This is a genomic window from Vibrio sp. OY15, from assembly GCF_000742455.1.
Lineage (GTDB): Bacteria > Pseudomonadota > Gammaproteobacteria > Enterobacterales > Vibrionaceae > Vibrio > Vibrio alginolyticus.
Genome location: NZ_JPIL01000009.1, coordinates 504,340 through 524,273 on the forward strand (window position 1 = coordinate 504,340; position 19,934 = coordinate 524,273).

At 46.4% G+C, this 19,934-nt stretch carries 19 protein-coding genes; 7 read left to right on the plus strand and 12 right to left on the minus strand.

Annotated elements, in window-relative coordinates:
- Together IJ23_RS12680 and IJ23_RS12685 are read left to right on the plus strand one after the other, a co-directional pair.
- Positions 1 to 1,203: a phenylacetate--CoA ligase family protein gene (locus IJ23_RS12680; RefSeq protein ID WP_033906431.1), complete on the plus strand. Its 1,203-nt coding sequence runs from the start codon at positions 1 to 3 to the stop codon at positions 1,201 to 1,203.
- Positions 1,204 to 1,339: 136 nt separating this feature from the next.
- Complete coding sequence (locus IJ23_RS12685) at positions 1,340 to 1,936, plus strand: methyltransferase domain-containing protein (protein ID WP_033906432.1); 597 nt, start codon at positions 1,340 to 1,342, stop codon at positions 1,934 to 1,936.
- 288 nt (positions 1,937 to 2,224) lie between these two features.
- On the opposite strand, the gene IJ23_RS12690 is transcribed toward IJ23_RS12685, so the two are convergent.
- Genes IJ23_RS12690 through budA form a run of 3 tightly spaced genes read right to left on the minus strand, consistent with a single transcriptional unit; the run spans position 2,225 to position 5,498 of the window.
- Positions 2,225 to 2,983 (minus strand): SDR family NAD(P)-dependent oxidoreductase, encoded by a 759-nt coding sequence (locus IJ23_RS12690; protein WP_033906433.1) that lies wholly within the window; start codon positions 2,981 to 2,983, stop codon positions 2,225 to 2,227.
- Positions 2,980 to 4,683 (minus strand): acetolactate synthase AlsS, encoded by a 1,704-nt coding sequence (alsS, locus tag IJ23_RS12695; RefSeq protein WP_033906434.1) that lies wholly within the window; start codon positions 4,681 to 4,683, stop codon positions 2,980 to 2,982. The genes IJ23_RS12690 and alsS overlap by 4 nt, the downstream gene beginning before the upstream one ends.
- Positions 4,684 to 4,712: 29 nt before the next feature.
- Positions 4,713 to 5,498 carry an acetolactate decarboxylase gene (gene budA / locus IJ23_RS12700; protein ID WP_005382707.1) on the minus strand — a complete coding sequence of 262 codons (786 nt, stop codon included), beginning with the start codon at positions 5,496 to 5,498 and terminating at the stop codon, positions 4,713 to 4,715.
- A 97-nt stretch (positions 5,499 to 5,595) separates the two neighbouring features.
- Here budA and IJ23_RS12705 point away from each other — a divergent pair, with 97 nt between their 5' ends.
- From IJ23_RS12705 to IJ23_RS12715, 3 genes are all read left to right on the plus strand, one after another.
- Positions 5,596 to 6,477 (plus strand): LysR family transcriptional regulator, encoded by an 882-nt coding sequence (locus IJ23_RS12705; RefSeq protein ID WP_033906435.1) that lies wholly within the window; start codon positions 5,596 to 5,598, stop codon positions 6,475 to 6,477.
- 129 nt (positions 6,478 to 6,606) lie between these two features.
- Positions 6,607 to 7,332: a hexitol phosphatase HxpB gene (gene hxpB, locus IJ23_RS12710; RefSeq protein ID WP_033906436.1), complete on the plus strand. Its 726-nt coding sequence runs from the start codon at positions 6,607 to 6,609 to the stop codon at positions 7,330 to 7,332.
- Positions 7,325 to 7,831, plus strand: a complete 507-nt coding sequence (locus IJ23_RS12715; protein WP_235213037.1) for a hypothetical protein — start codon at positions 7,325 to 7,327, stop codon at positions 7,829 to 7,831. Before hxpB ends, IJ23_RS12715 begins: the two co-directional genes overlap by 8 nt.
- Positions 7,832 to 7,964: 133 nt before the next feature.
- Here the strand turns inward: IJ23_RS12715 and IJ23_RS24180 are convergent, their stop codons facing one another.
- Genes IJ23_RS24180 through IJ23_RS12725 form a run of 3 tightly spaced genes read right to left on the minus strand, consistent with a single transcriptional unit; the run spans position 7,965 to position 10,514 of the window.
- On the minus strand, positions 7,965 to 8,093 hold the full coding sequence (locus IJ23_RS24180) for a DUF2474 domain-containing protein (RefSeq protein ID WP_017447407.1): 129 nt from the start codon (positions 8,091 to 8,093) through the stop codon (positions 7,965 to 7,967).
- A gap of 20 nt (positions 8,094 to 8,113) precedes the next feature.
- A complete protein-coding gene (gene cydB, locus IJ23_RS12720) occupies positions 8,114 to 9,121 on the minus strand; it encodes a cytochrome d ubiquinol oxidase subunit II (protein ID WP_033906439.1) in 1,008 nt (335 codons plus the stop codon).
- Between the two features lie 28 nt (positions 9,122 to 9,149).
- Positions 9,150 to 10,514, minus strand: a complete 1,365-nt coding sequence (locus IJ23_RS12725) for a cytochrome ubiquinol oxidase subunit I (protein ID WP_005477080.1) — start codon at positions 10,512 to 10,514, stop codon at positions 9,150 to 9,152.
- Positions 10,515 to 10,668: 154 nt separating this feature from the next.
- Here IJ23_RS12725 and IJ23_RS12730 point away from each other — a divergent pair, with 154 nt between their 5' ends.
- Entirely contained in the window at positions 10,669 to 12,084 is a 1,416-nt protein-coding gene (locus IJ23_RS12730; protein WP_033906563.1) for an aminotransferase-like domain-containing protein, read from the plus strand.
- A gap of 9 nt (positions 12,085 to 12,093) precedes the next feature.
- On the opposite strand, the gene IJ23_RS12735 is transcribed toward IJ23_RS12730, so the two are convergent.
- Positions 12,094 to 12,642, minus strand: a complete 549-nt coding sequence (locus IJ23_RS12735; protein WP_033906440.1) for a sugar O-acetyltransferase — start codon at positions 12,640 to 12,642, stop codon at positions 12,094 to 12,096.
- 338 nt (positions 12,643 to 12,980) lie between these two features.
- On the opposite strand from IJ23_RS12735, the gene IJ23_RS12740 reads away from it, so the two are divergent.
- A complete protein-coding gene (locus tag IJ23_RS12740) occupies positions 12,981 to 13,847 on the plus strand; it encodes a mechanosensitive ion channel family protein (protein ID WP_005463614.1) in 867 nt (288 codons plus the stop codon).
- 98 nt (positions 13,848 to 13,945) lie between these two features.
- Here the strand turns inward: IJ23_RS12740 and IJ23_RS12745 are convergent, their stop codons facing one another.
- From IJ23_RS12745 to IJ23_RS12765, 5 genes are all read right to left on the minus strand, one after another.
- Positions 13,946 to 14,266 (minus strand): DUF1840 domain-containing protein, encoded by a 321-nt coding sequence (locus IJ23_RS12745; RefSeq protein ID WP_005373256.1) that lies wholly within the window; start codon positions 14,264 to 14,266, stop codon positions 13,946 to 13,948.
- 173 nt (positions 14,267 to 14,439) lie between these two features.
- The gene (locus IJ23_RS12750) at positions 14,440 to 15,342 is read right to left on the minus strand and encodes a hydroxymethylglutaryl-CoA lyase (RefSeq protein WP_033906441.1); all 903 of its coding nucleotides are present in this window, start codon (positions 15,340 to 15,342) and stop codon (positions 14,440 to 14,442) included.
- The gene (locus IJ23_RS12755) at positions 15,323 to 17,371 is read right to left on the minus strand and encodes an acetyl/propionyl/methylcrotonyl-CoA carboxylase subunit alpha (protein WP_033906442.1); all 2,049 of its coding nucleotides are present in this window, start codon (positions 17,369 to 17,371) and stop codon (positions 15,323 to 15,325) included. Before IJ23_RS12755 ends, IJ23_RS12750 begins: the two co-directional genes overlap by 20 nt.
- Positions 17,364 to 18,146, minus strand: a complete 783-nt coding sequence (locus tag IJ23_RS12760) for an enoyl-CoA hydratase-related protein (protein ID WP_033906443.1) — start codon at positions 18,144 to 18,146, stop codon at positions 17,364 to 17,366. The genes IJ23_RS12755 and IJ23_RS12760 overlap by 8 nt, the downstream gene beginning before the upstream one ends.
- A 104-nt stretch (positions 18,147 to 18,250) precedes the next feature.
- Positions 18,251 to 19,858, minus strand: coding sequence for a carboxyl transferase domain-containing protein (locus tag IJ23_RS12765; RefSeq protein ID WP_033906444.1), 1,608 nt, complete (start codon positions 19,856 to 19,858; stop codon positions 18,251 to 18,253).
- Positions 19,859 to 19,934: the final 76 nt, after the last annotated feature.

Genomic DNA, 19,934 nt, shown 5'->3' on the forward strand with positions numbered 1-19,934 from the left:
ATGAACGAACTATTTGATGCGAAAGAATCGTTGTCTCTACAGGCGCGAGAAGAGTCGCTGTTTCAACGTTTGCCAGCACTGATTGAGAATTCGAAAGCCAATAGCGAACATTACGCAGCGCATTTTTCTGAGTTAGATCCTACATTGGCAAACAATCGTGAAGGGCTTGCTCAGTTCCCGATTACACGTAAGTTCAATGTACCTAATCAGCAGCAACTTAAACCGCCGTTTGGTGGCTTAAATAGCGTTGCCATTGGTCAAATGGCGCGCGTATTCCAATCTCCTGGGCCGTTGTATGAGGCTCAAACGGATGAGGCCGATTTCTGGCGTATGGGGCGCGCGTTTCACGCTGCTGGGTTCTGTGCGGGTGATTTAGTGCATAACACGCTCTCTTACCATTTCTCTCCTGGCGGATTTATTATGGATGGTGGCGCAAGGGCTTGTGGCTGTGCGGTATTTCCGGCTGGAGTAGGCAATACCGAAGCGCAAATAGAGGCAATTAAACAGCTTCAACCTAATGGTTACACTGGCACACCTTCGTATTTGCTGACGTTGCTACAAAAGTACCAAGAGAAATACAATGAGCTGCCTAGCTTTGAGAAAGCTCTGGTCTCTGGTGAAGCGGTTACAGCAGACATGGAACAGATGTTTGAGGAAAAAGGCATTGCAGTCTTTCAAGCCTACGCAAGTGCAGAGCTTGGTTTGATTGCTTATCAAGTGTCTGGTGAACAAGGATTAGTGATTGCCGAAGATATTATTGTTGAAATCGTTGATCCTGATGGTGTTCCTGTACAACCGGGAGAAGTCGGTGAAGTCGTTGTAACCTCGCTTGATGAGAAGTTCCCGCTGATTCGCTACGCAACGGGAGATTTATCGGCATATCTAGAGACAAGTTCTGATTCTTCACGCACGAATGCACGAATTAAGGGCTGGATGGGACGAGCAGACTCCGCGGTGAAAGTAAAAGGGCTGTTTGTTTATCCGCATCAGATCCAAGAAGTCTGTCGTCGCCACGATATTAAAGGCTCCTTGAAAATTGAGCGCGATGGCTTCAACGATGCCATTACTTTCTGTTGTCATGATGTGCATGTATCAGCAGAGGACATTCAAGCAACACTCCAGTCTGTCACTAAACTGAAAGGCAATGTCCAGTTTGTACCGAACCAAGCGGAGCAGCCGTTAATCAATGATCTTCGCAGTTAACTCATTGGTGGCATAAGTGCAGTAGAAAGTGGTTGTCATAAAAAACTAACAACGTCAGACAAAAGGCTAGAAAAGGGATATCACATTGCGCTGCGTATCCCTTTATTTTTTACTACCGCAATCAGGGAGCGGGTAAATGAAACAGGCACCAATGATTAACACACAATTCTGGGATGATTTGTTTATCCGAGGCACTATGCCTTGGGATGCCCAATCGACACCTCAAGAACTCAAGGATTATCTCGACAATTCACTTCATGTAGGCCAGTCAGTGTTTATTCCTGGGTGTGGTGCCGCTTATGAACTGAGCACTTTTATTCAATATGGGCATGACGTGATCGCGATGGATTACAGCCAAGAAGCGGTAAAAATGGCGCAATCAACGTTAGGTAACTACAAAGATAAAGTCGTATTGGGTGATGTATTTAATGCCGATTTTTCTCACTCGTTTGATGTCATTTACGAGCGGGCCTTTCTCGCAGCACTACCGAGAGATATGTGGTCAGAATACTTTTCGATGGTGGATAAATTATTGCCAAGCGGAGGTTTTCTAATTGGTTTTTTCGTCATTGATGATAATTACCTATCACGCTTCCCTCCATTTTGTTTGCGAAGTGGGGAGTTGGCAGCTTTTCTAGAGCCCACGTTTGAACTTGTGAAGTCCTCAGTGGTGGCAAACAGTGTTGAGGTTTTTAAAGGCAGAGAGCAATGGATGGTGTGGCAGAAGTGTTAGTCGCTTTTAATCTTTTTGAAGAAGTATTCGCGGAAACTTTCTGGTTCTTTGTGAATCGCTGATATATAAGTCTTCACTCTATGCCTGATGGAATGCTCACATAGTTTGTCGGTTTGTGTGAAAAATTAATTTCTCGTTGCTGGTTTTAAGTTGTTGAGATATCTCTAACAGCGGTTGAGTGGTTGAGTTTATTGCTGGCACGGGTTATGTGCTCAGAGCGTAAAGCGACAGATCAGCATCGATCCGAAAGGTAGTAGAACGTCTCTTACTGATCTGTCTATTTCATGCTTATACTATTTTAGGTTGACCATCTGATGCGGTGGCACCGCCGTCTACAGGTAGGTTTGCGCCATTAATGAAAGATGCGTCATCACTTGCCAAGAAAGTCACGACAGACGCAATTTCTTCAGGTTCGGCTGCTCGGCCAAGCGCAATGCGCTCATTGAATTTATCGCGGATGTCCTGCGGCCAGCCGTTCGTCATGTTGGTTTTTACTAAGCTTGGGCATACGGCGTTAATTCTTACCCCATCCGCACCATGGTCCAATGCCATCGCTCGGGTAAGGTTCACCACTGCGCCTTTACTCGCGCAATAGAATGCGGCACCCCAGTCACCACCCAAACCGGAAACGGACGCGGTATTTACCATACAACCTTTCGTTTTTAAGAGTTCAGGTAACGCAAACTTCGCGCAATAAACGACGCCGTCAATGTTTACACCAGAGATCTTCTTCCAGTCTTCCACACTACCTTCAATCACGGTACCAGGGACATGTACGCCTGCATTGTTTACTAAAATATCCAGTTTACCGAAACGGGTAACAACATCAGAAATCAGTGCTGCGACTTTGTCTGGATCAGAAACATCAATGGAATGTGCCGACACACGCTGTTTATCAAAGCCCTCAACGGCGTTTGCCAATTGCTCTTCATTCCAATCGGCAAGAGCGACGTTTGCGCCTTCTTCATACAAACGTTTTGCGATGGCCAAACCAATGCCATTGGCAGAGCCAGTCACGAGTGCGACTTTATTTTTTAATCCTCTCATGCGATTTCTCCTTCGAAACTTACAAAAACGGGATCTTGATTTTTCTCTGTGCGCGGCAACATCAGTTTGTCGTTGTCGCTGTAATCTACGGGGATAGCCACCACTGCTGTTCCTTCAACATCCATGGCTTTATTCAATGTCGGTAGCAATTCGTGTTGACTAGTCACTGCGAAGCCTTTCGCGCCAAATGATTCGGCGTACGCCTTGAAATCAATTGGTCCAAATTTCACACCAGAGCAGCGCTGATATTTGTTGATCTCTTGCATTTCTACCATGTTGTAGGCGTTATCAACCCACACAATATGGACGATATTGCAGTTCAGTCTAACCGCGGTTTCTAACTCCATGCTCGATTGCATAAAACCGCCGTCTCCTGATATCGATACCACTTTGCTACCAGGTTTTAGTAGGCTGGCACCAATGGCCCATGGCAGTGCAACGCCCATCGTTTGTTGGCCGTTAGACACCAGCATTTGGCGAGCTCGAAAACAGCTTAAGTAACGAGCGATCCAGATGTGGAAGCTCCCCATATCAAGGCATAGCGTGGTATCTGGTGTGATGATAGATTGCATGGCTTTAATTAGCGCCAGTGGATGAAACCCTTGCTTGTGATAGACATTGGGATAGGTCTTGATCACTTGCCGTTGCAGTGCTACCTCTTCCAGTACTGAAAGTGCCGTTGGGGAAAGGCGAGCATATTCAGAGATATAGCTGCCCATCTTGTCTAATGACTGCGCAATGTTTCCGACGATTTCAACACAAGGTTGATAATTAAGTTGGTATTCTGCCGGTTCAATATCGAGGTGAATCACTGGGTTGCGGTGGCTGTTCCAAAGCTCAGGGTCATACTCTATTGGGCTAAAGCCGATGGTGAGAATTAAATCGGCATCACGCAGTAAAACATCGCCGGGTTGGTTGTTAAATAAACCGACACGCCCAGCAAAGTGATGATAGTAATTGATATCTACCGTGCCGGCGGCCTGGTAAGTGCCGACAACGGGTAGCTGCGTATTTTGAAGAAATCGGGCGATAGCAGCAGCGTTTTGACTGCGGCTCGCGTGAAGGCCAAGTAAAACCACACAGCGCTTTGCTTTACTGATTCGACTGACCGCATCTTCGATTGCTGCGATGTCAGCGCAACCAGGCTGTGTGTAAGGCGAGGGGACAATAATGTCCGTTTGGGTTTGCTCGGATAAAACATCTTGGGGGAGACTCAAAAAGCAAGCCCCAGGACGACCTGACTCTGCGATACGAAATGCGTTCGCCATGATCTCGCTTGCGGCGTCCACATGCTGCACTTCAGCACTGAACTTAGTTATAGAGCGAAAAATACTGACGGTATCCATGCTCTGGTGTGTTTGTTTTTGCTGGTCAGTTCGTTTCACCGCACCACCGATAGCAATCAGCGGATCGCCTTCGGAGTTTGCTGTTGCCACCCCCGTAACTAGATTTCCACAGCCAGGGCCTGACGTAACCATGGTGACGCCTGCTTTGCCGGTTAGTCTTCCCATAACGCCCGCCATAAATGCGCCGTTAGCTTCGTGGCGTACCGGAATCATTTGGATGTTAGTGTCTTCAATCGCATCGAACAGTCGATCGATTTTTGCACCGGGAATACCGAAAATGTACTTAATGCCGAGAGACTCTAGCTGTTGAGCGATCAACTGAGCTCCATTTTTATTTGAAGGTTTGGATTGCATTTGTTGTCCTTATTATTTGCCTGACTTTGTTACTTTTCCGCCTTTTCTATGGCGGTATTTATATCTTCCGGAGCCAAATTGGCGTTGAGGAAGTCTGTCGATACCGGGGTATCAATCACTAGCCGCGAGACTTTGCCAATCTGGAGGAACCCTGACGAAATGCTGTAATCCTGGATATGACCACCTCCTTGGCGGTCATCGGTAATAAAGTGTTCGTGATAGCCGGGCACATTAATGCCAGTCGTGTATTTAGGACTGCGAAAGCCGGCGACCACGCCTTGCTTATGCGTGAAGCGGAATGTTGGTTGTTCTTTGACCACTTCAAGCATTGGCCGATAAGGGCGTGTTTGTTTAGGTACGGTACGAGTACGAACTGAATCGAAAACGCCATCAATGCGCACTGCGCAAAATAGGTTATCGCTTGGAACCATGTCGTCTATGAGGTTATGGACTTCATGACGTGACATGCGCGATGTCAGTGGCAGCTCGATATCAGGTTTAAAAAAAGTCATGACAGCAAAGGGCGTTTTTTGCGCCAGGTCTGCCGGGTTTGCGGAGCCATCCGACTTGAGTTGAAAAACTTCCTTATCAAAAGCAATCAACTCACCATCCAATTCATTGAACGTACCTAAACCAAAATCCCCATGTTTCAGCAGTTCTTCTATGGTTGTTGAACCTTCGTAAACTCCAGCGATCAAAGCACTCATTAACGAAGTCTGATAAATCTCACCATCTCCGGTAACGTGATGGTATTCAGAAAATTCTTTCGCTACTTCAAGCGAACAAGCACATAGAGGGTTATAAAATCCACGCATGAGTAAGACCAGTTATGCAATGAAGAGTATATTTAGATTGACTTCTACACGGTGCTAAATCCAATATAAAAAAGATTTATTTTGATATGGAAAATATATGGAATTTCGCTACCTGAAGTATTTTGTCTCGGTCGCCGAGACTCGTCACTTTACCCGAGCAGCTGAACAGTTAGGGATTGCGCAACCTCCTTTGAGTCAACAAATCAAAAAGCTAGAGCACGAGCTTGGCGTGGACTTATTTAAGCGCTTGTCTAGAGGAGTAGAGCTGACCCGTGCAGGGCAAGTCTTTTATACGGATGCGGTAAATATTCTTGCTGATGTGGAACGCGCTAAAGCAAAAGCTCGTCAGATTGCTCGTGGTGAAAATACGCAGGTTAAAATTGGGTTCGCGACGTCAACATCAACCTGCATTAAGGTATTGGAGAGGATTGGGCGTATTCAAGAGAATGGGGTTCATTTACAGACGGCGGAACTATCAATGCCAGAGCTTGCCACTCAGTTAAAAAGCAAACAACTTGATCTCGCAATCATGCGGCTACCCTGTTACGCCAGTGAGCCTTTTGAGCACAAGGTGTTGTTTAACGACCCGTTTGTCGCAGTGATTCCGGCGGGCCACGAACTGGCAAAATATCCCTGTATCCAGATGAAACAGTTGAGAGGCCATAAAATTTTACTGTTTCCACGAGAGACTGGACCCGCATTGTTTGATGGCATGAGCACACTTTTTGCCGACGCAGGAGTAAGGCTCGAACCACAGTTCGCAGCACCGCAACTTCGTACGACGATTGCCATGGCGCAGGCCGGGTTAGGTATTGCTCTCGTTCCGCGCTCACTGGCTGAACATCTCGATGATTCCGCGACAGTCGCTGAGATTGATGATATCCCTCTCATTAGTCGTGTTGTTGTTGCTTGGGAAGCATCTAATCTCAATAAACAAGCGCTAAAAGTAGCCATGCACATCGGTCATGTTGAGGCTTAAAGATGAGTCATCGAATTGGCTCTGATAGCCACAGGCAAATGTGATACTCTCACTCGTTATATGCAAAGCTATGCTTTGGTTGAATAGACAAATCTTACTCAACGAATAGAACTTACTGAGGATGTACCAATGATATACGCTGCGGTCTTTGATATGGACGGGTTGCTGATTGATTCAGAACCTTTGTGGAAGGAAGCGGAAAAGCAGGTGTTTTCATCAGTTGGTGTCCAAGTGACCGAAGTGCTGTCAAAGCAGACTGCAACGATGACGACAGGTGAAGTAACAAGGTTTTGGTATGAACGTAATCCTTGGCAAGAAAAGAGCCTAGAGGAAGTAGAGAATGCTGTTGTGGATAAAGTGGAGGCATTAATAATTGAAAAAGGATGCGAATTAGAGGGTGTTACAGAAACACTCAAATTGCTTAAGGAAAAAGGGTTTAAGATAGGGTTGTCTACTAATTCACCTTATCAACTCATTCCCATCATTTTGAACAAACTCGGTATTGCCAGTTACTTTGACGCGATATCATCGTCAGACGATGTAGAGCAGGGTAAGCCAGAGCCAAATGTCTACCTTTTAACAATCAATAAACTAGGTGTAGATTCAAGTAACTGTATTGCCTTTGAAGACTCTTATTCGGGTATGCTTGCGGCAACACGAGCAAACATAAAAACAGTCGTGATACCTCAACCTGATAAGTTCTACCAAGAGTTTAATGAAGCCAGCCTAAAGCTGCAAAAGCTATCAGAGTTTAATGAAAGCCATTTGGCGAGTTTAATGGACTTGAATTTGAAAGCAACAATTGCACCAACACCGCATGAAAGTTTTTTAGAAGAAGGACTTGATTGTGAATAGTCGGTCGCTGAAAAAATACCTACTGCCAATGTTCTTATTGGTTTTACCTATAGAATCATTCGCAAAAGATACGACTATGTTGGACGAGCTCAATAATCGATTTGTTACATTTGAAAGGCGATTTGATGATTGTATCAACTCTTCTTCTCAAAATGATGTGAGTGAAAACATTGTCGATAAGATTCAAGCGCTTAATATTGATTTTGAAATTTCGGTTGGCTATTTATACAAACAATCACTTTATTTATGCTCTGATAATGAATTCAGTGATTTAGCAAGAATTATCATGATAATTGAAACCTCCGATAATGATGGATTGCAATTATCAAAGGCAAAAGCTAGTCAAATTAGAAAGCTACTTTTTAGCAAAGTGGATTTACGTTTAGAGTCGAAGTTTCAAAGTTTACCGCAAGATAAAAAGGAAGCATTACTGAGCATTGCGAAAAAGCTTGAACCTTTTGATCTCGTAAGCATGCATGAACGACTTCAGGCAATGTAGACTTATGAAAGAATGTTTTGAGTAGATTCTTAACGCTTGGCTTTTTCATTAAGATTGAGTATTAGGTTCAACGCCTCTAGCTCTTACACAAGATCTAGAGGCATCCATTTTTTATTGACTTAAAAATGCCGCGCTAAGATTTTAACCCTGCAGCGGTCATCATGACGCGAAATAACATAGACACTAACCCTAATGCAGCGACGCTAACGACCCAAATTCCAACCATCCACGCCCATTGGCGGCACCAATTTTTGACTTTCATACTCACTCCTTATCAACTCGTTAATGGTACGCTTCGTCTTCTTTCACTTTTCCAGAGAAGACATAATAACTCCAAAAGGTGTAAGCCAGAATGATCGGGATGATGATCACCGCTCCAACGAGCATAAAGCGCTGACTGCTTGCAGGAGCCGCTGCTTCCCATATTGATATGCTAGGAGGAATGATATTTGGCCAGATACTGATGCCAAGCCCTGCGAACCCGAGAATCACGATCACTAGCGCCATCACGAAAGGGCTGCGCTCTTTACGCTTTTTAACGGAGTCAGCAATCTTCAAACATACCAGTCCAGTAATGACTGGTACGGGCAGTAAGTAGAACAAATTCGGCAGAGAAAACCATCTTTCCGCAATGGTAGGGTAAGCAAGTGGAGTCCAAGCGCTCACAATGACTAATGCGGAGATCATCGCCAGTAGTGTTTTATTAGTGAAGCGGTACATCGTGTTTTGCAGTGCACCTTCCGTCTTCATGATGAGCCATGTGCTACCGAGCAGCGCGTACGTTGCGACTAAACCCAAACCGCAAAAGATGGGAAAAGGGGTAAGCCAGTCTAGTTGGCTACCTACGAAGACGCGGTTTTCCACCGCAAAGCCTTGAATTACCGCGCCAACAACGATGCCTTGGAAAAACGTGGTTAAAATCGATCCGACCATAAAAGAGCGATCCCAGAACTTTAAGTGGCTTTCCAATGCTTTAAAGCGAAACTCAAATGCGACTCCACGAAAGATCAAAGCAATCAACATCAACGTTAAAGGGATGGTTAGCGCTTCAATAATCACCGCGTAAGCCATCGGAAAAGCGCCAAATAGAGATGCGCCTCCAAGCACAATCCAAGTTTCGTTACCGTCCCAAACTGGCGCGACACTGTTGACCATGACGTCTTTTTGTTTTTCATCCTTGATGAAGGGCATCAGTATTCCAATACCCAAATCGAAGCCGTCCATGATGATGTACATCAAAGTGGCAAAAACGATGATCGCGAACCAAATAACGGATAAATCAAAATGCATATTCTCTACCTTAACTTTGTGACAAATTCTAGATGCGACCTGAAACGGTCGTCATGTCGTGCTCATCGTGTTCGATTGCATCGGGGCCTTTCTTGATTTGGTGGATCATGTAGTAATAACCAAAACCAAATACCAAGCTGTATACAACAAGGAAACACAGCAGGCTGATGCTCATTTGTAGGTCTCCGTGTGCAGAAACCGCATCACGCGTTTTTTGTACGCCATACACGACCCAAGGTTGCCGACCAACCTCTGTCGTAAACCAGCCAGCGAGTATTGCGATAAGGCCAGATGGCCCCATAAATAATGAAAATTTGAGGAACCAACGCGAGGTATAAAGCGTGTTCTTTTTTCGTAACCACATGCTGTAGAAGCTTTGAAAAATCATCAGAAGTCCTAGCCCGACCATGATTCGAAATGACCAAAAGACGATAGGTGAGTTCGGTCGTTCCTCTTTCGGGAAGTCTTTCAGCGCCGGGATTGGCTCAGTTAAACTGTGGCGTAGGATCAAACTTCCTAGAACAGGAATTTCTAAGGCATAGTCTGTGCGTTCTTGTTCCATGTTTGGCATGCCGAACAAAATCAATGGGGTTGGTTTGCCATCACTGTTATCCCAATGTCCTTCGATGGCAGCGATTTTGGCGGGCTGGTGTTCCAGAGTGTTTAGCCCATGCACATCGCCAATCACGGCTTGGAGTGGCGCAAGGAACACTAAGATCCCGAGCGACATCGAAAACATGGTTTTTACCGCAGTCGATTGATTGCCTCTCAATAAATGCCAAGCGGCTGACGCGCCTACAAAGAGTGCTGAACTGACAAAAGCTGCGACGCTCATGTGAGCCAAACGATAAGGAAATGAAGGATTGAAAACGATAGCAAACCAGTCGGTTGGCACCACACGTCCGTCGACAATTTCATAGCCTTGTGGCGTTTGCATCCAACTGTTGGAGGCGAGAATCCAGAAGGTCGAAATGATCGTGCCTAACGCCACCATCGAGGTTGCAAAAAAGTGCAGCTTTTCGCCGACGCGACGCCAACCAAACAGCATCACGCCAAGAAATCCGGCTTCGAGAAAGAAAGCCGTTAACACTTCATAAGTCAGTAATGGGCCAGTGATAGAACCAGCGAAGTCGGAGAAACCACTCCAGTTGGTGCCGAATTGATAGGCCATGACAAGGCCAGATACAACGCCCATCCCAAAGTTAACCGCAAAAATTTTCGACCAGAAGTGATAGAGCTTTTGGTAATCGGGATTACGTGTTTTTAGCCATAAGCCTTCCAGCACGGCGAGATAGGTGGCCAAACCTATGGTGATAGCGGGGAAAATAATATGAAAGGATACCGTGAAGGCGAACTGTATCCGTGCAAGCATAAATGCGTCGAGGCCAAACATTAAACTTCCTTTGATCTTTTAAGTTTTATGAGAGAGCTATTTTAAAAGGAGCGGAATGAGGGAAGTAGGTACAGACAGTGACTATAAACCTATAACAGATTAAATATTGAAGTGTTATTATTTTGAATTCAGCTTTATGGAGGGGGATTTGCGTTTGGCGAAGTATCAAGAGTTAGTGGAACAGCTTAAAAGGCAGATAAAATCGGGGATATGGCATCCGGGTGACAAGCTGACTTCTCTGCGTCGCCAATCTGAACACTCGGGTTTAAGCTTGATGACGGTGTTGCATGCCTATCAAATTCTGGAATCTCAAGGCTGGGTCACCTCACAGCCGCGCTCTGGCTATCGAGTCGCTCCCAATATTAAGAGTTCAAATGAACCCCAAGCGCCAGCCGCGGTTTCGTGGACAGAACAGGTAGACATCAATGAATTTATCTTTGATGTGCTGCAAGCGAGTAAAAATCCATCCATGATCAATTTTGGCTTTGCCTATCCAGATCCAAGTTTGTACCCACGCTATCACGTGAATCGGGCGATGAGCGCAGCCGCTCGCAATATGCCGATTTCTACCGCCTTTGATAACTTACCGCCGGGAAACGAACAATTACGCACCATCATCGCGAAGCGTTATGCTGCGAAAGGCATTGAAATTTCACCCGATGAAATTGTTATTACGGCAGGCGCGCTGGAGGCGTTAACGCTCAGTTTGCAAGCCTGCACAAGACCGGGAGATTGGGTGGTTGTGGAGTCGCCTGCATTCTACGGTGCATTGCAATCCTTAGAGCGGTTAGGTTTGAAAGCGCTCTCAGTAAGAACAGACCCAGTCACGGGCATTGACCTAGACTCATTGGAACGAGCGCTGCAAACACACGATGTGAAAGCATGTTGGCTGATGTCGAACTTCCAAAATCCTCTGGGTTTTACGCTCACCAACGAGAAAAAACAAAAGCTGATTGAGCTGACACAGCGATATAACGTACCAGTGATTGAAGATGATGTGTACAGCGAACTGCATGCAGGGAATGACTCGGTCTACCCACTAAGAATGTTTGATGACACGGGCAATGCCATGTTGTGCTCCTCGTTTTCAAAATCATTAATCGCAGGGCTACGTATTGGTTGGGTTGCGGCGGGAAAGCGGGCGCTAGAGGTACAAAAGTTACAGCTAATGAGTACATTAGCGACGAGTGCACCAGTGCAAATGACATTGGTGCATTATTTAACAAGCCGCAATTATGAATCGCATTTGAAGCAGTTACGGAAAAAGCTGTTTGAACGTAAAAGTAAGATGACGGATCTGCTTAGTGAGCTGTTACCTGAAGCAGTCAAAGTGTTAAGCCAAAGCGGCGGGTACTTTATTTGGTTAGAGCTTCCCAAGCATATCGACGCCTTGCAGATATATCGAGAAGCGCTAAAAGATAATATCAGCATCGCACCGGGAAAGATGTTCAGCCTGACAGAACAATACGATCACTGTATTCGTCTTAACGCTTCTTTTGAGCTCAATGACAAATACGTCCATGCTCTCAATCTGCTTGCCAACATTATTCGCTGTCATTTGGCGAAATAGCGACTTTCTTCAGTTTTTTGGTTTAATAGAGCGCGCGGGATTTCCAGCAACTCGATCGCCCGGCGCAACGTCTTTGGTTATGACAGAGCCAGCGCCGACGACGGCCTCATCGCCAATGGTCACGCCTGGCAGTATGATAGCGCCCCCACCAATCCAAACGTTATTGCCGATTTTTACCGGTTTGGCGATCTCATCTCCGGCTAAGCGTCTTTGTGTATCGAGTGAATGAGCGGCTGTGTAAATTTGCACTCTAGGCCCAATCATGACGTCCGCGCCAATCTTAACCTGCCCATTGTCCAGAATAATGGCATCCCAGTTGATGTAGGAGTTTTCCCCGATGGACAAGTGACAACCGTAGGTAAGTTGAAGCGGTGGCTCTATACAGGCGCTGTTTTCTAATTGGACGCCCATTTCCGCCAATAGTTGTCTACGGATACTTGGGTTTGGCTCGTGGTTAAATTGGAAGACAAGCTGCGCGGTTTTGGCGCGCATCAGCTTTAGTTCTTCATCCAGACAATTATAGGTTTCTCCAGAGCGCATCCGAGTCAGTTCTGACATAACAATCATTCCATCAATGTTGTTTGCAATAAGGTGCATAATAATAAATGAAGGTGATTCGAAGTGAAAATTTGATGCTTAAAAATCAGAAAGTTATCACTGATTTGCCTTGCGTATTCAGTCGGTTGATTGGCTCGTTGAGTACACAAAGACGTACTCCTTAAATGGCTTAATCGTGTTGAAGCCAAAGCGGGAAACCACTCGAAGCGTTTTACGTAGATTACAATATAGTTAGTAAGTAGAACTTAATTGAGTCGCTTGCGCTATCGATTGACCTAAAAATTTAAGACTTATGCGCTCTGGCTTGCTGGCAACGATGAATCAAGAGTGAGCACTTTATGTTCGAACGGGTCATTTCATTTTTAGAAACAACGCTGTTTACCTTTAACGAACAACCTATCACGTTGTGGGCGATATTGATGGTGCCGACATGGGTGATTGTCGCTTTATGGTTGTCCAAAATTTTAATCAAAACCGTTACGTCAAGAATGTCCTCATCGGGGAAAGATCCAAACGTCATTCATTTGGTTAAACGGATATTATTTGTCATCGCTCTCGCCATTATTTTTATGACCACACTTTCGATGATCAATGTGCCAATCACCGCGTTCGCCTTTCTGTCTGGTGCCATCGCTATCGGCTTCGGTTTTGGTGCACAAAACATCATTAACAACTTCATAAGTGGCTGGATTTTGATTGGTGAAAAGCCAATCCGAATTGGGGACTTTTTAGAGGTCGAGGGAGCCAAAGGCATTGTCGAGCAAATAAATACGCGTTCAACGCGAATCAGGCGAACCGATGGCGTTCACATGCTCATTCCCAACAGTCAATTGATTGAGAACGTGGTGATCAACTGGACGTTATGCGACAGATTAGTCCGTGGCTCGGTCGTCGTCGGCGTCGCGTATGGGAGCGATGTCAAACAGGTTGCTGCCTTAATGGCGGAGGTGACTTCGCAGCAAGCGCAAGTTCTGAGTTCGCCAGCTCCAGACGTGTTTTTTCAAGACTTTGGCGATAATGCTTTGATCTTCGAATCTTATTTTTGGATTAACTCAACGGTTGAAGGCGGGATTCGATCGGTCGCAAGTGCCATACGTTTTGAAATCTATGAAGCTTTCGAAAAGCACGGTATTGAAATCGCGTTTCCACAACGAGATGTGCACATTGATGGGGAAATCAAGTTGTCTAGGGAGAGAAACGGATAGGGCGATAAGCGGTGTAGGTGCCCTTATCTTGGCTTCGAGTAGTGATAGCGAGGCGGTCACAATATGGATTCACCTCGCTAGAAACCAGTTTGAAGGCGTTATTGGTTGTCCCACATGACTTCGCATTCTTCTTTGATTGCTGATTTTAGCAACTCAATCAGTGGAAACGCTCTGCGTCCTAGGCTTACCGCGGGCTCTGCTTGTTCTTCCTCTTCGTCTACATCAGTAGGGAGGTTTTCTTCAGCTGCATTTTTCGCAGATAGAGCAGAAGTTAATCTTGATAGCGCGTCAGGAACATCTTGAGCGGAAATTGATCCCGGCACCGTGCCGCTGTGACCCATCATTTTGAGCATATCTAATGCAATATCACCAAACATTGTGACGTTTGAGTGGCTTCGACAACGAAATGTTATGAGCATTTACCTGATCCTGTTTTATATGTTCGGTTTGAAACTAAATTGTAGCTGAAATCAGACACTAATTAATGTGATGAAGACCGTTGAGCGTTAAGGTTTTTATGAGTAACAACAAAAAACGGGCACGTACGTCTGCATGCCCGTTGAAATACATTACCTGATTGGTTGTTGATGATTTACAAGCTATACGGATCGCCTAGAGCCAATGCGACCCTAGAAGCAGGAGACTTTCCTAACGCACGGCAAATTTGCCAACCCGCTTCATTGATGACGCCAAGGTCAACGCCTGTTTCAATCCCAAGTTGCTCACACAGATAAAGTACATCTTCCGTTGCAACATTGCCACTGGCTCCTTTCGCGTAAGGGCAGCCGCCGAGCCCCGCTACTGCGCTATCAATGGTGTTGATGCCCATTAACAAGGCTTGGTAGATATTGGCTAATGCTTGTCCATAAGTGTCATGAAAATGTACTGCGAGCGCGTCTTTTGGCAGTAGCGTTAACAACGAATCCAGCATGGCGATAACGCGATTAGGCGTTGCTTTACCGACAGTATCACCGAGCGAAATCTCATAACATCCCATATCAAACAACGTATTGGCGACCTTGGTAGTTTGCTCTGGCTTGATTACTCCCTCATATGGACACACCATGGTACAAGACAAGTACCCGCGTACAGGAATGTTGTGCTGGTTCGCCAATTCGATAACGGGTTCAAATCGAGCGAGACTTTCGGTAATGCTGCAGTTGATGTTCTTCTGGCTGAACGTTTCTGAAGCGGAGCCAAACACCGCAATTCGCTTTACACTGCTTTCCAGCGCACGTTCTAACCCTGCGAGATTTGGTGTGAGCGCGCTATAAACCACGTCAGGCTTTTTTGAGATACCAGCAAACACCTGATCGGAATCGGCCATTTGAGGCACCCACCTTGGAGAGACGAAAGATCCCGCCTCAATATGCTTTAAGCCACTGCTGCTTAGTTGGTTAATCAAACGGATTTTATCAACCAGCGTCACTGCCGTTTCATTTTGCAGACCATCACGAGCGCCGACTTCGACGATATTAACCTTCGCTGGTAGCATATTCGCGCTCCTTATCTTCACTGACGTTATCCGATATCAAAGACAAATTCAGCAGTATGGAACCGTGCTGTACTTGGTCCCCGTGCTGATAAAACAATTCGTCGACTGTTGCTGCGACCGGAGCCGTGATGGTGTATTCCATTTTCATTGCTTCGAGTACCAAAAGCGGATCGCCCGCCGCCACTTCGTCACCTTTAGCCACCATAACTGCTGAAATTATGCCGTTGAGTGGTGCGGTTGGACTTAGTTCATCATCTACATCTTTTGCAGAGTCAAAGTTAGGTTGATGAGCGAACGTACGCTGCTGACCAAGATAAAATAGTGTTGTTCTTTGTTCATCGCTAAGTGCATTAAAGGTGTAACGCACATTATCAATATCGACGATAATCTGGTTGTCACTTTCAAGCAGGATGACCTGATGCAGCTCCTCACCACATCGGACAGTGAAGTGAGATCCTGTATCTTGCGATGATTGTTGCAAACGTACCTGATGGTTGGCATTGGCATCCGTGAAGTTAAATCGGTAAACGTTGTCAACTGACAGTCTAAAACCTCGTCTGGTTGGCGCGGGTAACGTTGAGCTGTCTGATTTTGAAATGAGATCATTCCGGTGAGCAACCGCCGCCAATGTAAGCCAGATTGAATCCGACACGTCTTGCTGCTCATTTATGCCTTGTTGATGTGTTACGAGGAAACCTGTATCGAGCTCAATCTCGGCAAAGGCTGGCTGCGAAATAATACTGTGCAGATAACCAATGTTTGTCGTTACTCCACGTACGTGATATTGAGTTAACGCCTGCTTAAGCTGCTTTAGCGCGATATCACGAGTTTGCCCCCAGACGATCAGTTTGCTGATCATTGGATCGTAATATTCGCTGATGCTATCGCCTTGGGTAACACCACTATCAACGCGTACGCACGCTAGGCGCACATTACTGTCTGATACGGGTTCTTTTAAGTAGTCAATGCGGCCAGTCGACGGCATAAAGTCATTGTCTGTATCTTCTGCGTAAATTCGCAGCTCAATTGAATGGCCGTTGTGGGTGATTTCAGATTGCGAAATAGGTAAATGCTCGCCAGCTGCAACTTTGAATTGCCACTCCACCAAATCAACGCTGGTGATCAATTCAGTGACAGGGTGTTCAACTTGCAGACGGGTATTCATCTCCATGAAGTAGAATTGACCTCGGCTATCGAGTAAGAACTCCACCGTACCCGCGCCAACATAGTCGATCGCTTGAGCGGCCTGAACCGCAGCTTCACCCATTTGTTTACGCAGTTCATCACTAAGACCGGGAGCTGGTGCTTCCTCCACAACTTTTTGGTGACGGCGTTGAATGGAGCAATCGCGATCAGAAAGATAGACACAGTTGCCATGTTCGTCAGCAAATACCTGAACTTCAACGTGGCGAGGCTGCAATATGCATTTTTCGATTAGAAGCCGCTTGTCGCCAAAGCTTGAAAGTGCTTCACGCTGCGCACCGTCGATGGCCAGCGGCATTTCGGCTGCGCTATTGACTACTCGCATGCCTTTACCGCCACCCCCTTGGGTTGCTTTAAGCATCACTGGGTAACCGATTTTTTCAGCTTCCGCTAATAAGTGCTCTACGCTGTTGTCTGTGCCGTGATAGCCGGGAACCAAGGGCACGTTCGCCTCAGACATGATGGCTTTGGCTTGCGACTTCGAACCCATCGCCTCAATTGCGCTGGTGGAAGGGCCAATAAAGACAATGCCATTTTCGCTGCACGCTTTGGCTAGTTTCGGGTTCTCGGAAAGAAAACCATACCCAGGGTGGATAGCATCGGCTTGCCATTTTTTCGCAGCGCCGATAATCGCATCGATATCGAGATACGATTCACTCGCAGGAGCGGGGCCAATGAATTCAGCGAAATCCGCTTGTTTAACATGTAAGCTGCTGCGATCCGCTTCGGAATAGACGGCTACCGTCTCGATAGCCATGCTTTTTGCGGTTTTAATGATTCGGCAGGCAATTTCACCGCGGTTTGCGATCAGTATTCTTTTAAACATGATTCCTCCAATTGGCGGCGCGCTTTTCAAAAAATGCAGCTAGTCCTTCTTGTCCTTCACTGGACACGCGAGCGGTTGCAATAGCTTGGCTGGTGTATTCAATTAATGAATGATCGATAGGTTGGTTATCACAGCGTAAACAAAGTGCTTTTGCAGCCTGCATGGCTTGTGGACCGTTGTTGAGCAGGTGATCAATGGTGCGATTGACGGCTTCACGTGGTTGAGCGTCTATCTGATGAAGAATACTCATCGATAGCGCGGTTTCGGCATCAATCAGTTCCGCGGTTAAAAAGTAGCGTCGGTTTTGTCGTTGTCCAATCGCTCGGATTACGTAAGGTCCGATGGTGGCGGGTAACAAACCGAGCTTCACTTCACTCAAACAGAAGCGGCTTTCAGGTGTACCAATAGCGATATCGCAGCAGCAGATAAGCCCAAGTGCGCCGCCAAATGCAGCGCCATGCACCATAGCAATGGTTGGTTTGCTAAAGGTATCCAGTTTGTGCAAGAGCAACGCTAACTGCTGTGCATCTTGCAGATTTTCCCCCTCGGTTTTGGTGGCCATTGACTGCATCCAGCCAAGATCCGCACCCGCAGAAAAGTGTTTACCTTGCGCCGTTAGTACCAATGCACGTAGAGAGTTGTCTCTCTCAAGTTTTTCCAAGGTTTCGATAAGTGAAGCAATTAATTCATCATTAAACGCGTTGTGTTTCTCTGGTCGATTGAGGCTCAACCAAGCAACGCCATTGCTGTCTTTTTCAAGCAGTAGTCCGGTCATGTGACTTCCTTTGTCTGACATTTCAGTCTGTATTTCAATGCTCGCTAACCATTAGTTTTTAAACATCGGTATTCGCGAGGAGTTAAGGTTTGCCTTGCATCCGGCTACATGCGGAAGATGCCAAATTTACTGTTTGGTATTGGCGCATTAAGCGCAGCAGACAGAGCAATGCCGACAACATCACGGGTTTTCGCAGGGTCAATAATGCCGTCGTCCCACAGGCGTGCACTGGCGTAGTATGCATGGCTTTGAGTCTGATATTGCTCCGCAATTGGACGTTTGAACGCTTCTTCTTCCTCTACGCTCCAGCTTTCACCTTTGCGAGTTTTGATATCGCGGGTCACTTGCGCCATCACGCCAGCCGCTTGCTCTCCACCCATGACGGAGATGCGCGCGTTTGGCCACATCCACATCATGGTTGGATCATAAGCGCGGCCACACATGCCGTAGTTCCCAGCGCCATACGAGCCACCAATAACCACGGTAAACTTCGGCACGTCTGCACACGCAACAGCAGTTACCATTTTCGCACCATGTTTGGCGATGCCTTCGGCTTCGTACTTCTGACCGACCATAAAGCCCGTGATGTTCTGTAAGAAGAGCAGAGGAATTTTGCGTTGTGCGCACAGCTCAATAAAATGCGCGCCTTTTTGTGCTGATTCCGAAAATAGAATGCCGTTGTTAGCGACAATGCCAATCGGCATACCGTGAATATGGGCAAAGCCACAGACCAAGGTTTCGCCGAACAAGGCTTTAAATTCATCGAACTGGGAATCATCAACAATTCGGGCAATGACCTCTTTAACATCAAACGGCTTTTTGAGATCGGTTCCGACGATGCCGTACAGCTCTTGGGCAGGAAAACGCGGCTCCAGTGGCGTTTTTTGCTTGAGTTGGACGGGTTTCAAGTGGTTAATTTGAGAAACCGCTTGTCTTGCCAACTCTAACGCGTGGTGATCATTTTCTGCGTAATAGTCCGCCACGCCAGAGGTGCGACAGTGAACGTCTGCGCCACCAAGATCTTCCGCGCTGACTTCTTCACCTGTCGCTGCTTTTACAAGAGGTGGACCTGCCAAAAAAATCGTGCCTTGTTCTTTGACTATGATGGATACGTCGCACATGGCAGGAACATAAGCGCCGCCAGCGGTACATAGCCCCATGACCACCGCAATTTGTGGAATGCCTTTGGCCGACATACGGGCTTGGTTGTAGAAAATACGGCCAAAATGGTCTTTATCTGGGAATACCTCATCTTGGCGGGGTAGGTTAGCGCCGCCAGAGTCGACTAAGTAAACACACGGCAGTTGGCATTTTTCTGCAATTTCTTGTGCTCTTAAGTGCTTTTTCACGGTGAGTGGGTAGTAACTGCCGCCTTTTACCGTCACGTCGTTGGCAACGATCATACACTCGGTGCCGTCAATTACACCCACACCGGCAACCACTCCAGCACATGGAACGTAATCTGGATACACATCCCAGCCAGCAAATTGACCAATTTCTAGAAAGGACGAACTAGGGTCGAGTAGGGCAAGAATGCGCTCACGTACCGGAAGTTTGCCTTTCTTCTGCTGATGCTCGCGGGCTTTCTCACCGCCACCATCTTCTATTTGGGCAGTCACGGTATAAAGTTGATCTACAAGTGACGCCATAGAGCGGTAGTTTTCCTGATACTGCTCTGAATGGGTATTAATATTGGTCGTCAAACAAGCCATAAATAGCCGATCTCCATTCGGTAGACGGGTGTCACCACCCGTCTTTATTTAGGTTGAATAAGATTTAGATTGAATA